The sequence below is a fragment of the Pseudoduganella sp. jia 12 genome, assembly GCF_055502675.1.
The window spans coordinates 130,323-143,565 of the sequence record NZ_JBUXKP010000002.1; the positions used below are offsets into that span (position 1 = coordinate 130,323).

Consider the following 13,243-nt stretch of genomic DNA (forward strand, 5'->3'; position numbering starts at 1 on the left):
AACTTCGGGGCGCTCTGGCGGCGATTGGGGAGGCCGGCCAACATGGCTGGTCGGGCTGGATACCCTGCGCGCCATGGCCATCGTGCTGGTGCTGATGTCCCTCTATCACGGCTTTGTGAGCCACGCGCTGACCTTCGGCGTCGCCGGCCGCATCGGCTGGGCCGGGGGCGACCTGTTCTTCGTGCTGAGCGGCTACCTGATCGGCAATCAGTTGCTGGCGCCGGCAAGCCGCGGGGAGAGCCTGGCGCTGAAGACGTTCTTCGCGCGTCGCCTCCTGCGCACGCTGCCGAACTATTTCGTGGTGTTGGCCATGTATGTTCTGCTGCCGCACAGCCCGATTGCCGGCAGCACCATGGCGCCGCTGTGGCGGTATCTGACTTTCACGCAGAACATCGGCCTGGAGTATGGCCAGACGTTTACGCACTCCTGGTCGCTGTGCACCGAGGAGCAGTTCTATGTGGCGCTGCCGCTTGCGGTACTGGCGCTGGTCGGCACCAGCCGGTCGCCGCGCCTGCTGTGGTGTGCGCTACTTGCCGCGATCGCCGCCGGCATGGCGGTGCGTGGCACGGCCTTCATGGACGGCAATGACATGTTCGCGGCGCCCGTGTATTACGCGACGCTGTGCCGCTTCGATGAACTATTGCCGGGTGTCGCCATCACGATGCTGAAGGATTTCCATCCCGCGGCATTTGCGCGCGTGCTGCGGTACGGGAATGCGTTGCTGGCTGCCGGCCTGTCTGCGGCAGGCGGCGTGCTGTATGGTGTGATGAACGAGGCGCCAAATGCTTTTCTGGCCTCCACCTTCGGGTTCCCGCTGCTCGCCGCCAGCTTTGCCTTGCTGGCCTGCGCGGCACTCAGCCCCGCGTCGCTGCTGTACCGCCTGCGTGTTCCCGGCGCGGCCCGCCTGGCCTTGTGGTAGTACGCGATCTATCTGGTGCACAAGCCCGTGTTCATGGCGTTGCGCCCCGAACTGGTCTCGATGGGGATCGACACGGAGGCGCCCGCGACGATTGTCGGCGTCATGGCGGCAGGCATGTGCGGAGGCTGGCTGCTGTATCGGGCGGTGGAGTCGCCATGCATACGGCTGCGGGCGCGCTGGTATCCGGCGAAGCCGTCGGAGGTGCGCCTGCCTGTCGCTTCCGCAGCCGGAGGGTGATTCCGAGGCCCTCGGGCGCCGTTCACTCCGGCACGTGCACCCGCGCCTTCACATGCTTCAGGTTCGCCACGATGGTGAACGTCATGATGACGAGCAGCGACCACGCGCTCCACTTGCTCACGTGGACGACGGACCAGGCGCCCAGCTGGTTCGGGTAGCGCCACACGCCCACGAACGTGCCCAGGTTTTCGGCCACCCAGATGAAGAAACCGGTCAGCATGAAGCCCAGCAGCAGGGGCATCCTGCGGTCGCGGTCGAGCGGCCGGAAGATCACGGTGGTGCGCGCGTACAGCCCCAGCGCGCAGGCGGCCAGGTACCAGCGGTAGTCGCCGATGTAGTGGTGGGTCCAGAAATTCACGTAGATCAGGATGGCGATCGCGGCCGCCATCGGATACGGCGGGTGGTGCCGGATACGCAGGTCGAGCAGGCGCCAGGCCTGGATGATGTAGCTGCCGATGGCCGCGTACATGAAACCGGAAAACAGCGGCACGCCGAATATCTTGGTGTAGGCGAAGTCCGGATAGGCCCAGGAGCCGACCTGTGTCTTGAACACTTCGAGCGCGAAACCGACCACATGAAACAGGCCGATGGCCTTCACTTCATCCCACGTCTCCAGGCGCGTGGCCAGCATCCACGCCTGGATGGCCAGGGCCACGGCCAGCAGCGCGTCGTAGCGGGGAATCATGCCGAACAGGCCGGCGCGCGGCATGCAGAACATGGCCAGGAAGAACAGGCCGGCGAACAGGCAGGCGCGGGCTTCCTTGATGCCGAAATACAGGAACTCGACGAGCGGGCGCTGGAATGCCCGCAACTGGCGCGGGCGCGCATCGGTCAGGTGGGCGTCGAGCGGGGCAAGCATCGGTACGCCCGCCCGGTCAGTGCGGCTTTTTCTGCTGCTGGACGAGGATGAACGGGCTGACCACGCAAGCCCACAGCGAGGCATCCGTTTCCAGCCATTCCTGCGCCTGCCGGTCCGAGACCTTGGCGATCTGGCCGGCGGCCATCCACTGGCCCACGCTGGCCTTGTCGTCGTGGGCGATGCGCACGGCCACTTCGACGAGGTCCATCTCGTCGGCGATCCACACCACGTTGCCGGAAGCGAAGTGGCGCATCAGTTCGCTCCACGGCAAGCGGCCCGTTTCACGGTTCACCTTCTGGCGGAGTTCGGTATCTTTGTCAGGATTCAGTTGCATGCTGGGTTTGCTGGGTTTTTGCTGTGGATTTTGCTGTGGATTTTGCTGCGGTTCACGGGGTGCGCGGCTCGACGACGGGCACCGGGCTGCCCCGCCATGTTAACCGATAGGCCAGCCCTTTGCGAACATTGCCCACCAGCGCCGGCCGGAAGCAGGCGAGGCAGGTGCCGGTGGCGCGCCGCACGCTGGGGTAGATGATGCCGGTCGCCCCGGCCGCGAGCAGGCGCTCGGCCAGCAGTTGCGACGTTTCGTAGCTGTCGGGCGCGAGGCAGGGCGCGAATTCAGGCAAGCCGCGGATATCGTGGAACGGGGCCGTGAAGTCGGCCAGCATGGCCTGGTAGCTGACGCTGTCGTCGAAACGGTCGATCTCCGCATATTCCACCGTCTTGTGGAAGATGACTTCGGCAAGCGCCGTTTCCGGCTCGAACGCGCAGTACCAGGCGCCGCGCTCGCCGTCGTTGAAGCGGCTTCCTTCGGGGCGGGGGTAGGTAAACGCGGCATTGACGATGCGGAAGTTCGGCACCCGGGACAGCAGCTCGTCCACGCCGATGCCGGGCGCGCCGCCATGTTCGGCCAGCAGCCGCGCGTTCGTGGCGTTATCGAGCTCGAACAGGTCGGCGAGTTCGGCGTCGTTGTCGGCCAGCGGCGCCAGCACGGAATCCTCCACGTCCGCAAAGCGCGAAGGAATCAGCCGGCAGGTGTCGAACTGGCGCAGCTGCCGCAACGGCGGCACGGGCAACAGCGGGATGCCCGGCAATTACAGGCCTCCCCGGCGCGCGTCGACCAGCTTGCGCACGGTCTGCATCGCCAGCAGGCCGCCGGCCAGCATGTAGGCCAGCGGCGTGCTGCCCCTGAAGATGGCATTCTTGTTGGGCAGGTGGATCCATTCGTCGGCGAGCTGGTCGCCGTAGATGATGTGCAGGGATTTGTAGATGCCGAGCAGGTAGGAGATGCGGGTGATGCGGTCCACTTCGAGCACGCGGGCGGGATTGCGCTTCCATTCGTAGAAGGCACTGCTGGACGGGCCGCCCAGCAGCTCGCGCGCATCGTCGTCGCGCACGTTCCACGCATCCTTCAGCTTGAAAAAGCCCTTCAGGGCCGATTGCGACAGGCGTTCCCGCTGTTCGCGGTCGTTCAGGTCGACGGGCGCGACGGGCTCGTAGCGGGACTTCGGATAGACATACGGAAATGCGTTGGGTTGCGCATGAGGTAAGTGCATAATTCCTCCATATCTGGAGTCTTTATACTCCGTTTCCGGATCGACCGCAAGCGGCACAATGGTCATGGCGGATGGCGGAGCCGGACATGCCGGCCGGCTCAGCCACCATCGCGGCACTTCAAGCCGGTTCGGCGTGCTCGACCATCAACTGCACGCGCGTGGTGCCGTTGTATTCGTTGGCATCGAGCCGGAAGGCGATGCGGGCACGGTCGCCGAGCGCATCGGTGCGGCCGAACCAGATCGCATCGTAGCGGGCACCGTTCCGTTCCAGCAGCAGCTTCAGGTGGCGATCCTTCAGGATACGCTGGCTGATCACGCGGAATTCGTCGCAGAACACCGGCGGCGCGAAGCCCTGGCCCCACACGATGCCATCCATCAATTCGATGAAATCCGTGGTGAAGTAGCCATCTTCCAGCGGGCCATCCGTTTCGACGACCCGTTCCAGCTGCTGTTCCGTCAGCCATGCGCGGCCGACCGTCTCGAATGCCGCCGAAAACGCGTCGAACGCATCGGCGCGGATCGACAGGCCGGCCGCCATCGCGTGGCCGCCGAACTTGTCGATCAGGCTCGGCGCCCGCTTCGACACCAGGTCGAGCGCATCGCGCATGTGGAAGCCGGCGATCGAGCGGCCGGAACCCTTGATCCAGCCGTCGCCGGCCGGGGCGAACGTGATCGTGGGCCGGTAGAACTTCTCCTTCAGGCGCGAAGCCACGATGCCGATCACGCCCTGGTGCCACGTTTCGTCGAACACGCTGATCGTGGAACTCTCCGATGGCTGGAAAGCATCCAGGTGCAGCAGCGCCGTATCCTGCATCTCCGCTTCGATCTCGCGGCGCTTCAGGTTGATCTCGTTGAGCTGCTGGGCCAGTGCCCAGGCGCGGCCTTCGTCGTCGGTGACGAGGCATTCGATCCCCAGCGACATGTCTTCCAGCCGGCCCGCCGCGTTCAGGCGCGGCCCCAGCGCGAAGCCCAGGTCGAACGGCGTGGCGCTGCGCGCCTGGCGCCCGGCCACGCGGAACAGCGCCGCCACGCCCGCATGCATGCGCCCGGCCCGCATGCGTTTCAGGCCCTGCGCCACGAGGATGCGGTTGTTCGTGTCGAGTTTCACCACGTCCGCCACCGTGCCCAGCGCCACCAGGTCGAGCAGCGAGTCGAGCTTGGGCTGCGTTTGCGCATCGAACACGCCGCGCCGGCGCAATTCCGCGCGCAGCGCCAGCAGCACGTAGAACACCACGCCCACGCCGGCCAGGTTCTTCGACGGGAAGCCGCACGCCGGCTGGTTCGGGTTGACGATCACGCGCGCATCGGGCAGCCGGTCGCCCGGCAGGTGGTGGTCGGTGACGACGACCTCGATGCCGCGCCGCTTGGCTTCTTCCACGCCATCGATGCTGGCGATGCCGTTGTCGACGGTGAGGATGATGTCCGGCGATTTCTCGCGCGCCGTCAGGGCCACGATCTCGGGCGTGAGGCCATAGCCATACTCGAAGCGGTTCGGCACGATGAAGTCGACGTTCGCCCCCATCGCGCGCAGGCCGCGCAGCGCCGTGGCGCAGGCCGTGGCGCCGTCGCAATCGTAGTCGGCCACGATGACCATGCGCTTGCCGGCGGCGATCGCATCGGCCAGGAACACGGCGGCGGCATCGATGTGCAGCAGGCCCGACGGCAGGATCAGCGCCGACAGTTCGGAAGACAGGTCTTTCGGATCAGTCAGGCCGCGCGCCGCGAACAGGCGGGCCAGCACGGGATGGATGCCTCCCTGGCGCAGCATTTCCGATTCGCGGAACGGGCAGGGGCGGTGGGTGATACGGGTCATGAGGTTGGCTTTGGTCCAGGAATTCAGGTGAGGAGGTGCTTGAAGTTCTCGGCGCGCCAGAACTTGTTCAGCGCCAGTTTCGTCGCGGTGGTGTCGGTCCAGCCGCGCCGATTGGTCAGCACGAGGCGCACGGCGGACGTTTGCCCCGAGCGCAGCGCGCCCAGCAGCGGCGCGAACCACTGGTCTTCGAGCTGTTTCATCGATTCCAGCCAGCCGGGCCAATCCTCGGCCAGGCCGGCACCCGCGAGGTGGCCCAGCACGGCCACGCGCTCATGGTCCTTCGTTGCCAGCCATTGGACACAGGTGGCATCGCGCAGTTCCGGCGTGGCCAGCGCATTGACCCAGGCTGGAGAGGCGCTGGTGGCCAGCGCCAGTTCCGGGCGCGGCTGCGAAGCCGGCCCGCCGGCCCACAGCCAGAACGAATTGACGGGTTGCCGGCGCGCTTCGTTCACCGGGTGCGCGTGCCACAGCATCTGCACTTCGTTCAGCAGGCGGCGGAAGTCGCGCGCCGCGGCGCCGGCCGGCAGCCACGGGTGCAGGTTGTCGCCCGTGGCGGCATCCGGCGAGGCCGTTGCCAGCTCCGCCCAGTCGTCGGCGCGCAGGAACCACGTGTAAGCATCGCCGTAGACGAGCGTCTTGCCCAGTTCCTCGAACAGCGGCAGCGCGGCATCGAACAGCGCGCGAGACTCCTCTGCGCTGATCCGCAAACCACGCAGGTCAGGCATCATCAGGTGCGTGCCCACCACCACGTGCACCGGGTGGAAGAGGAACCAATGGCCGGCATCCGGCGCCAGGCCCAGGCCGCGCATCACGGCGGGCGCGAACGGCGCGGCCGGCGCATTGTCCGCCGCAGGCGCCAGGCCGAGCGCGTGCGCCAGCCATGCCTCGTGCGGCAGCATGCGCGAATCGGCGTCGAACGCATGCACGGTGTGCGTGGAATTGCGGGAAAGTAAAGTCGCCAGGGCAGGGGCCTGCAGCGCGCGGACGAGGTCCGGCGCCATTTCGGCCGGCGGCAGGCCGAAAGGTAAAACGAGGGTCGTGGAAGCCATGCCACATTATAGAAGATCGGCGCCCGGGGCGCCCGGGAGCGATGTCCTTCCTGCCCGGATCGCCGCCTTCCCGCCCGGCTGCTCAGCTGTATCTCCGGCAATGCTGTTTATATGGCAAACTGCGCACTTTGCACCAGGAGCCCTCCTTCTCCATGAGTTTCATGCACAAGATGCCGTTCGAATGGCAAGTCGGCCTGCGCTACACGCGCGCCGGCCGCCGCAGCGGCCGCAACAGCTTCATCTCGTTCATCTCCGCGATCTCGATGGCGGGGATCGGCCTGGGCGTGGCCGCGCTGATCATCGTCCTCTCCGTCTACAACGGCTTCCAGAAGGAGGTCACGACGCGCATGCTGTCCGTGCTGGGACACATCGAGGTCTACCAGATGGGCGGTCCGATGACGGACTGGCGCGCCACGGCCCGCAATGCCTTCGCCAACCCGGAAGTGAAGGGCGCCGCCCCGTTCGTGGAGCTGCAGGCGCTGCTGGCGCATGGCGGCGACGTGCTGCGCCCCGCCATCGTGCGCGGCATCCTGCCGGAAGAGGAGGGCAAGGTATCCGATATTCCTCGCCAGGTGAAGCAGGGCAGCCTGGCCGGCCTGAAGGCCGGCGAACAGGGCATCGTGCTCGGCGTCGAGCTGGCCAGGGCACTGGAAGTCAAAGTGGGCGGCAAGGTGGCAATGGCGCTGTCCGAAGGCGGCTTGTCCGGCGGTGCGCCGGCGATGCGCACCTTCACCGTGGTCGGCATCTTCGAGGCGGGCCACAACGAATTCGATTCCTCGCTGGCCTACGTGCACCTGGCCGACGGCCAGCGATTGCTGAACCTTCCCGGCCCCTATGGCCTGCGCCTGAAGATCGCGGACATGGACCAGGCGCCGGAAGTGGCGTTCCAGCTGAAGCAGACGATGCCGGGCGACCTGCTCGTGCGCGACTGGTCGAAGCTGAACGCCAACTGGTTCGCCGCCGTGCAGACGCAAAAGCGCATGATGTTCATCATCCTCACCTTGATCATCGCCGTGGCCGCGTTCAACCTCGTGGCTACCCTCGTCATGACGGTCACGGACAAGCAGGCCGATATCGCCATCCTGCGCACGCTGGGTGCCTCTCCCCGCTCGATCATGAAGGTGTTCATGGTGCAGGGCGCGCTGGTCGGCGTGGTGGGCACGGCGCTCGGCGTGGCCGGCGGCGTGCTGCTGGCGCTGAACGTGGACGTGATCGTGCCCGCCATCGAAAGCGTGTTGGGCATGAAATTCCTGTCGAAGGATATCTATTTCATCAGCGCCGTGCCCTCGGACCTGCGCTGGGGCGACGTGGCGGCGATCGGCGGCACGGCCGTGGGCCTGGCCTTCGTCGCCACGCTGTACCCGAGCTGGTGGGCGGCGCGCGTGAAGCCGGCGGAGGCGCTGAGATATGAATAGGGCAAACTTGTGGCACACTTCGGCTCCCTCAATGCATGGTGACCGATGAGCTTTGTTAAGAATCTACCGTATGAATGGCAGGTCGGCCTGCGCTATACCCGCGCCGGCAAGCGCGGCGGGCGCAACCGCTTCATCTCGTTCATCTCGCTCATTTCGATGGCCGGCATCGCGCTCGGCGTGGCCGCGCTGATCATCATCCTCTCCGTAATGAACGGCTTCCAGAAGGATGTGACGAACCGCATGCTCTCGGTGCTGGCGCACGTGGAGGTGTTCGACAAGACCGGCGGCATGCCGGACTGGCGCCAGGAGGCGCGCAATGCGCTGCGCCATCCGGAAGTCAAGGGCGCCGCACCGTTTTCGGAAACGCAGGCGGGCCTGATGCATGGCGGCGAAGCGCTGCGCCCGGCCATGGTGCGCGGCGTGCTGCCCGAGCAGGAACCGGCCGTGTCCGACGTGACGAAGCACATCAGGATGGGCAGCTTCACGGCGCTGCGGCCGGGCGAATTCAACATCGTGCTGGGTATCGACCTGGCCCGGTCGCTGAACGCGGGCATTGGCGAGAAGGTGACGATGGTGCTGCCGCAGGGTACCGTCACGCCGGCCGGCCTGGTGCCCCGCATGCGCTCGTTCATGGTGGTCGGCATCTTCGCCGCGCGGCACCAGGAATTCGATGCCGGCATGGCCTTCATCCACCTGGAAGATGCGCAGCGCATGCTGCGCATGGCGGCCCCCGCCGGGCTGCGCCTGCGCCTGGCCGACATGCACCGCGCGCCGCAGGTGGCCGAGGAGCTCAAGAAACTCATGCCGGCCAACCTGGAAGTGCGCGACTGGTCGAAGCTGAACGCCAACTGGTTCGCCGCCGTGCAGACGGAAAAGCGCATGATGTTCATCATCCTCACGCTGATCGTGGCGGTGGCGGCGTTCAACCTCGTATCGACGCTGGTGATGACGGTGACGGACAAGCAGCCGGACATCGCGATCCTGCGCACGCTGGGCGCCTCGCCCCGCTCGATCATGAAGATCTTCGTCATCCAGGGCGCGCTGGTGGGGCTGCTCGGTACCGTTCTGGGCGTGGGCGGCGGCGTGCTGGTGGCATCGAACATCGACGTCATCGTGCCATTCATCGAACAAACATTGGGAGTGCAGTTCTTGTCGAAGGATATCTATTACATCACCACCGTGCCATCGGACATGCGCTGGCCGGACGTGGCCACGATCGGCACGATCGCCGTGCTGCTGGCCTTCGTGGCCACGATCTGGCCGAGCCGCTGGGCCTCGCAAGTGAAACCGGCGGAGGCGCTGCGCTATGAGTGAAGCCATGAACGCCATGAACGACAATCCCGTCCTGTCGTGCCGCAACCTGGGCAAGACGTTTACACAGGGCAGCTACGCGGTGCCGGTATTGAAAGGCATCGACTTCGAGGTGCGGCGCGGCGAACGCGTGGCCATCATCGGCGCCTCCGGTTCCGGCAAGTCCACGCTGCTGCACCTGCTGGGCGGCCTCGACACGCCCACCACCGGCAACGTCACGTTGCAGGGCAAGGATTTCGCCACCATGTCCGAAGCGGCGCGGGGCGACCTGCGCAACAGTGCGCTGGGCTTCGTCTACCAGTTCCACCACCTGCTGCCGGAATTCTCGGCGCTGGACAACGTGGCCATGCCGCTGCTGATCCGCCGCATGAAGCGCGCCCAGGCCGAGGAAGCGGCGCAGGCCATGCTGGCCCGCGTGAACCTGGCCAAGCGCGTCACGCACGTGCCGGGCGAACTGTCCGGCGGCGAGCGGCAGCGCGTGGCGCTGGCCCGGGCCCTCGTCACGCAGCCGGCCTGCGTGCTCGCGGACGAACCGACCGGCAACCTCGATCACACCACGGCCGAGGCGATCTTCGACCTGATGCTGGAGCTGTCGCGCACCCTGGGTACCGCCTTCGTGATCGTCACCCACGACCCGGAACTGGCGCGCCGCTGCGACCGCGTGCTGCGCCTGACGGACGAAGGCCTGCGGCCGGCATAACACCATGTGGATCGACACGCACTGCCACCTCGATGCCCGCGAATTCGGCGGAGACTCGCTCGGCGTGGCCGCCCGCGCGCTGGAGAAGGGCGTCGGCATGATCGTCATTCCGGCCATCGACCGGAGCAACTGGGATGCGGTACGCGCGCTGGGCGCCGCTGCCGAGAACGCCTCGTATGCGATCGGCATCCATCCGATCTGCGTGCCGAACGCCACCGAAGACGACCTGGCAGCGATGCGGGAAACAGTGCGCGCCGCGCTCGGCGACCCGAACTTCGTGGCCATCGGCGAAGTGGGTCTCGACTTCTTCCTGCCCCAGTTGTGCACCCCGGAGATGCGCGACAAACAGGTGCAGTTCTTCCGCGAACAGTTGAAGATCGCCCGCGAATTCGGCCTGCCCGTGCTGACCCACGTGCGCAAGTCGCAGGACCAGGTACTGAAACACGTGCGGCAGATCCCGCCGGCCGGCGGTATTGCGCACGCATTCAACGGCAGTTTCCAGCAGGCGCAGGGGTATATCGACATCGGCTTCAAGCTGGGCTTCGGCGGCAATCTCACCTTTACGCGCGCGCTACAGATCCGGCGGCTGGCCGAACAACTGCCGCTGTCGGCCATCGTGATGGAGACGGATGCGCCGGATATCGCGCCGCAGTGGGTGCATCCGGGCGTCAATACGCCGGACCAGGTGCCCGGCATTGCCGGGGTGCTGGCGCAGCTGCGTGGCATTCCGGTTGACGAACTTCAAGGTATCACCACGGCGAATGCGCATATCGTAATGCCTCGGCTGCGCGCCCTCACGGGCCTGTAGCGTTCCGGTACGCCGCGCGTGCCGCTCTCCCGGGAGGTGGCATGCGCAGCGCGATTCTTGGTTTCGTTGGCGGAGCGGCATTCCTGCAGACGCAGGCGGTGCTTCCTTCGTATCCGCTTTACGTCCTCATCCTGCTGCTTGCGCTGGCGGCGATGCTCGCATGGCATGCCTGCGGCCGGCTGGCGCCATTCGCCGGCGCTGCGTGCGGCGCAGCCATCGGCTTTTACTGGGCCGCGCTCCTGGCGACGCACGCACTGGCGCCGCAACTGGCCAAGGCCGACGAAGGCCGCGACGTCATCGTCACCGGCACGATCGACAACCTGCCGAACCACAACGCCCAGTTCACGCGTTTCTTCTTCGCTGTCGAACAGTCCGAAGGCGTCGAGGTGCCACCCCGCATCGCCCTGTCGTGGTACGCCGGCTTTCGTGGCGAAACGCAGCCTGTGCCCGATTTGCGGCCGGGCGAACGGTGGCGCCTGAAAGTTCGGCTGCAGCGGCCGCGCGGCAACGCCAATCCGCACGGCTTCGAGTATGAATTGTGGTTGCTGGAGCAGGGTATCCGCGCCACCGGGTATGTGCGCGCCGAAGGGCCGCACGAGCGGCGCGAGGATTTCGCGTTCAGCCTGCGCAACGTCGTCGAACGGCTGCGCCACGGCCTGCGCGACAAGATCCGGCGCGCGCTGGCGGGGCGCGACTACGCGGAAGTGATCGTCGCCCTCGTGGTGGGCGACCAGCGCGGCATCGACCAGGACGACTGGCAGCTCTTTACGCGCACCGGCATCGGCCACCTCGTGTCGATCTCCGGGCTGCACATCACGATGATCGCGGGGCTGGTCGCGTGGGCCGCTTCGGCGCTGTGGCGGCGCTCGTTTTTCCTGCGCCGCGCGCAGTGGCCGCTGCTGCTGCCGGCGCAGAAAGTGGGCGCGCTGGCAGGTATCGTGGCGGCATTGCTGTACGTGCTGCTGGCCGGCTTCGGCGTGCCTGCCCAGCGCACGCTGTACATGCTGTGCGTGGTGGCCCTGGCCCTTTGGCTCGATCGCATCGCCTGCGTGTCGCACGTGCTGGCGCTGGCGGCGGGACTTGTCGTGCTGCTGGACCCGTGGGCCGTGATGTGGCCGGGATTCTGGCTGTCGTTCGGCGCGGTCGCCATCATCCTGTATGCAACGGTCGGGCGCACGGCGGTGCACAAGAATCCCGGCGACGATGCGGCCATCGATCCCGATGCCCGCCGGGCGACGCCGCTGAGCCGCCGCCAGCGGGCGATCGCGGCGCTGGCCGCCGCGGTGAACACGCAATACGCCGTCACGCTTGGCCTGGTGCCGCTGACGATGCTGCTGTTCGCGCAGGTATCCGTCATCAGCCCGCTCGCCAACGCGATCGCCATCCCCGTCGTCAGCCTGCTCGTGACACCGCTTGCGCTGGCCGGCGGCCTGCTGCCGGAACCGCTGGCAGTGCCGCTGCTGGTGCTGGCCCATGCATTGATGCAGTGGCTCGCCGCGGCACTGGAATGGCTCAGTACCGCGCCGCTGGCCGTGTGGCATGCGCCGGTGCCGCCGTGGTGGCTGTTCGCGCTTGCGTTGTCCGGCACCCTGTGGCTGCTGGCGCCGCGCGGCTGGCCGGCCCGCTGGCTGGGCGCATTCACGTGGCTGCCGTTGCTGGGTGCGCAGCCGGATACGCCGCTGCCCGGCACGGCGCGCGTCACGGCGTTCGACGTGGGGCAGGGCATGGCGGTGCTCGTCGAAACGGCCGGACACCGCCTGCTGTACGACACCGGTCCGGCCTACGGCCCCGATGCCAATGCGGGCAGCCGCGTCATCGTTCCCTACCTGCGGGCGCGAGGGATCGGCAGGCTCGATGGCATGATCGTCAGCCATGGCGATACCGACCACGTGGGCGGCGCGCTGGCGGTACTGAAGGAAATCCGGGCCGGATGGACGTTGTCGTCGCTGCCGCCGCGGCACCCGGTGGCACTGGCGTCGACCACGCACCGCCACTGCGCCGCCGGCCAGCGCTGGGAATGGGACGGCGTGCGCTTCGAGATGCTGCACCCGACGGCCGCCAGCTATGCCGATGCGTCGCTCAAGACCAACGGCCGCAGCTGCACGCTGCGCATCGCTGCCGGCGGCAAGGCCGTGCTGCTGGCCGGCGATATCGAGGCGCGGCAGGAAGCCGAGCTGCTCGCCCGCTCCGCTGCCGTCTTGCGGTCGGACGTACTGCTGGCGCCGCACCACGGCAGCGGCACGTCGTCGACCGAAGCGTTCCTCGATGCCGTGCAGCCTTCGGTCGCCGTGTTCCAGGTGGGATACCGGAACCGCTACCGGCACCCGAAGCGGGAAGTCATGGAACGGTACGAGAAGCGACAGGTCACGGCGATGCGCACCGATGCGGCGGGTGCCATCCGCATCGACCTCGCCACGCCGTTGCGCGTGGACGGGTATCGGCTGTCGCGTCCGCGCTACTGGCACGAGTGACGCTCCAGCCAATCCGGTCATCGTCTTGCGCACGGCGGCGTGTTCCGATCAGATCGATCGTCCGCGCGCTCACCTGTCATGACCAAAAGCTTACGGTGCAGTACACAA

At 67.0% G+C, this 13,243-nt stretch carries 13 protein-coding genes; 7 read left to right on the forward strand and 6 right to left on the reverse strand.

Going from position 1 to position 13,243, the window contains the following annotated elements:
* Positions 1 to 55 precede the first annotated feature (55 nt).
* On the forward strand, positions 56 to 919 hold the full coding sequence (locus tag ACY65G_RS03750) for an acyltransferase family protein (protein ID WP_464996464.1): 864 nt from the start codon (positions 56 to 58) through the stop codon (positions 917 to 919).
* Between the two features lie 33 nt (positions 920 to 952).
* Positions 953 to 1,156, forward strand: coding sequence for a hypothetical protein (locus tag ACY65G_RS03755; RefSeq protein WP_464996017.1), 204 nt, complete (start codon positions 953 to 955; stop codon positions 1,154 to 1,156).
* 22 nt (positions 1,157 to 1,178) lie between these two features.
* On the opposite strand, the gene ACY65G_RS03760 is transcribed toward ACY65G_RS03755, so the two are convergent.
* From ACY65G_RS03760 to ACY65G_RS03785, 6 genes are all read right to left on the reverse strand, one after another.
* Positions 1,179 to 2,015 carry a DUF817 domain-containing protein gene (locus ACY65G_RS03760; protein ID WP_464996018.1) on the reverse strand — a complete coding sequence of 279 codons (837 nt, stop codon included), beginning with the start codon at positions 2,013 to 2,015 and terminating at the stop codon, positions 1,179 to 1,181.
* A 16-nt stretch (positions 2,016 to 2,031) separates the two neighbouring features.
* The gene (locus ACY65G_RS03765; RefSeq protein ID WP_464996019.1) at positions 2,032 to 2,349 is read right to left on the reverse strand and encodes a DUF2288 domain-containing protein; all 318 of its coding nucleotides are present in this window, start codon (positions 2,347 to 2,349) and stop codon (positions 2,032 to 2,034) included.
* Between the two features lie 52 nt (positions 2,350 to 2,401).
* Positions 2,402 to 3,106, reverse strand: a complete 705-nt coding sequence (locus ACY65G_RS03770) for an RES family NAD+ phosphorylase (protein WP_464996020.1) — start codon at positions 3,104 to 3,106, stop codon at positions 2,402 to 2,404.
* On the reverse strand, positions 3,107 to 3,568 hold the full coding sequence (locus ACY65G_RS03775) for a DUF2384 domain-containing protein (protein ID WP_464996021.1): 462 nt from the start codon (positions 3,566 to 3,568) through the stop codon (positions 3,107 to 3,109).
* A gap of 118 nt (positions 3,569 to 3,686) precedes the next feature.
* Positions 3,687 to 5,381 (reverse strand): single-stranded-DNA-specific exonuclease RecJ, encoded by a 1,695-nt coding sequence (gene recJ, locus ACY65G_RS03780; protein WP_464996022.1) that lies wholly within the window; start codon positions 5,379 to 5,381, stop codon positions 3,687 to 3,689.
* A gap of 23 nt (positions 5,382 to 5,404) precedes the next feature.
* Complete coding sequence (locus tag ACY65G_RS03785; RefSeq protein ID WP_464996023.1) at positions 5,405 to 6,430, reverse strand: hypothetical protein; 1,026 nt, start codon at positions 6,428 to 6,430, stop codon at positions 5,405 to 5,407.
* A 152-nt stretch (positions 6,431 to 6,582) separates the two neighbouring features.
* On the opposite strand from ACY65G_RS03785, the gene ACY65G_RS03790 reads away from it, so the two are divergent.
* The 5 genes from ACY65G_RS03790 to ACY65G_RS03810 are packed head-to-tail and all read left to right on the forward strand — an operon-like array spanning position 6,583 to position 13,135.
* A complete protein-coding gene (locus ACY65G_RS03790) occupies positions 6,583 to 7,845 on the forward strand; it encodes a lipoprotein-releasing ABC transporter permease subunit (protein WP_464996024.1) in 1,263 nt (420 codons plus the stop codon).
* A 45-nt stretch (positions 7,846 to 7,890) separates the two neighbouring features.
* Positions 7,891 to 9,159 (forward strand): lipoprotein-releasing ABC transporter permease subunit, encoded by a 1,269-nt coding sequence (locus tag ACY65G_RS03795; RefSeq protein WP_464996025.1) that lies wholly within the window; start codon positions 7,891 to 7,893, stop codon positions 9,157 to 9,159.
* Positions 9,160 to 9,172: 13 nt separating this feature from the next.
* Positions 9,173 to 9,856, forward strand: coding sequence for a lipoprotein-releasing ABC transporter ATP-binding protein LolD (lolD, locus tag ACY65G_RS03800; protein ID WP_464996465.1), 684 nt, complete (start codon positions 9,173 to 9,175; stop codon positions 9,854 to 9,856).
* A 4-nt stretch (positions 9,857 to 9,860) separates the two neighbouring features.
* Positions 9,861 to 10,664 carry a TatD family hydrolase gene (locus ACY65G_RS03805; RefSeq protein WP_464996026.1) on the forward strand — a complete coding sequence of 268 codons (804 nt, stop codon included), beginning with the start codon at positions 9,861 to 9,863 and terminating at the stop codon, positions 10,662 to 10,664.
* 41 nt (positions 10,665 to 10,705) lie between these two features.
* A complete protein-coding gene (locus ACY65G_RS03810) occupies positions 10,706 to 13,135 on the forward strand; it encodes a DNA internalization-related competence protein ComEC/Rec2 (protein ID WP_464996027.1) in 2,430 nt (809 codons plus the stop codon).
* Positions 13,136 to 13,243 lie beyond the last annotated feature (108 nt).

What these genes read in the sequence shown, in the direction of transcription:
- ACY65G_RS03755 (WP_464996017.1), top strand. Translation starts at nt 953, where the DNA reads ATGGCGTTGCGCCCCGAACTGGTCTCGATGGGGATCGACACGGAGGCG.
- ACY65G_RS03760 (WP_464996018.1), bottom strand. Translation starts at nt 2,015, where the DNA reads ATGCTTGCCCCGCTCGACGCCCACCTGACCGATGCGCGCCCGCGCCAG.
- ACY65G_RS03765 (WP_464996019.1), bottom strand. Translation starts at nt 2,349, where the DNA reads ATGCAACTGAATCCTGACAAAGATACCGAACTCCGCCAGAAGGTGAAC.
- ACY65G_RS03775 (WP_464996021.1), bottom strand. Translation starts at nt 3,568, where the DNA reads ATGCACTTACCTCATGCGCAACCCAACGCATTTCCGTATGTCTATCCG.
- recJ (WP_464996022.1), bottom strand. Translation starts at nt 5,381, where the DNA reads ATGACCCGTATCACCCACCGCCCCTGCCCGTTCCGCGAATCGGAAATG.
- ACY65G_RS03785 (WP_464996023.1), bottom strand. Translation starts at nt 6,430, where the DNA reads ATGGCTTCCACGACCCTCGTTTTACCTTTCGGCCTGCCGCCGGCCGAA.
- ACY65G_RS03790 (WP_464996024.1), top strand. Translation starts at nt 6,583, where the DNA reads ATGAGTTTCATGCACAAGATGCCGTTCGAATGGCAAGTCGGCCTGCGC.
- ACY65G_RS03795 (WP_464996025.1), top strand. Translation starts at nt 7,891, where the DNA reads ATGAGCTTTGTTAAGAATCTACCGTATGAATGGCAGGTCGGCCTGCGC.
- lolD (WP_464996465.1), top strand. Translation starts at nt 9,173, where the DNA reads ATGAACGACAATCCCGTCCTGTCGTGCCGCAACCTGGGCAAGACGTTT.
- ACY65G_RS03805 (WP_464996026.1), top strand. Translation starts at nt 9,861, where the DNA reads ATGTGGATCGACACGCACTGCCACCTCGATGCCCGCGAATTCGGCGGA.
- ACY65G_RS03810 (WP_464996027.1), top strand. Translation starts at nt 10,706, where the DNA reads ATGCGCAGCGCGATTCTTGGTTTCGTTGGCGGAGCGGCATTCCTGCAG.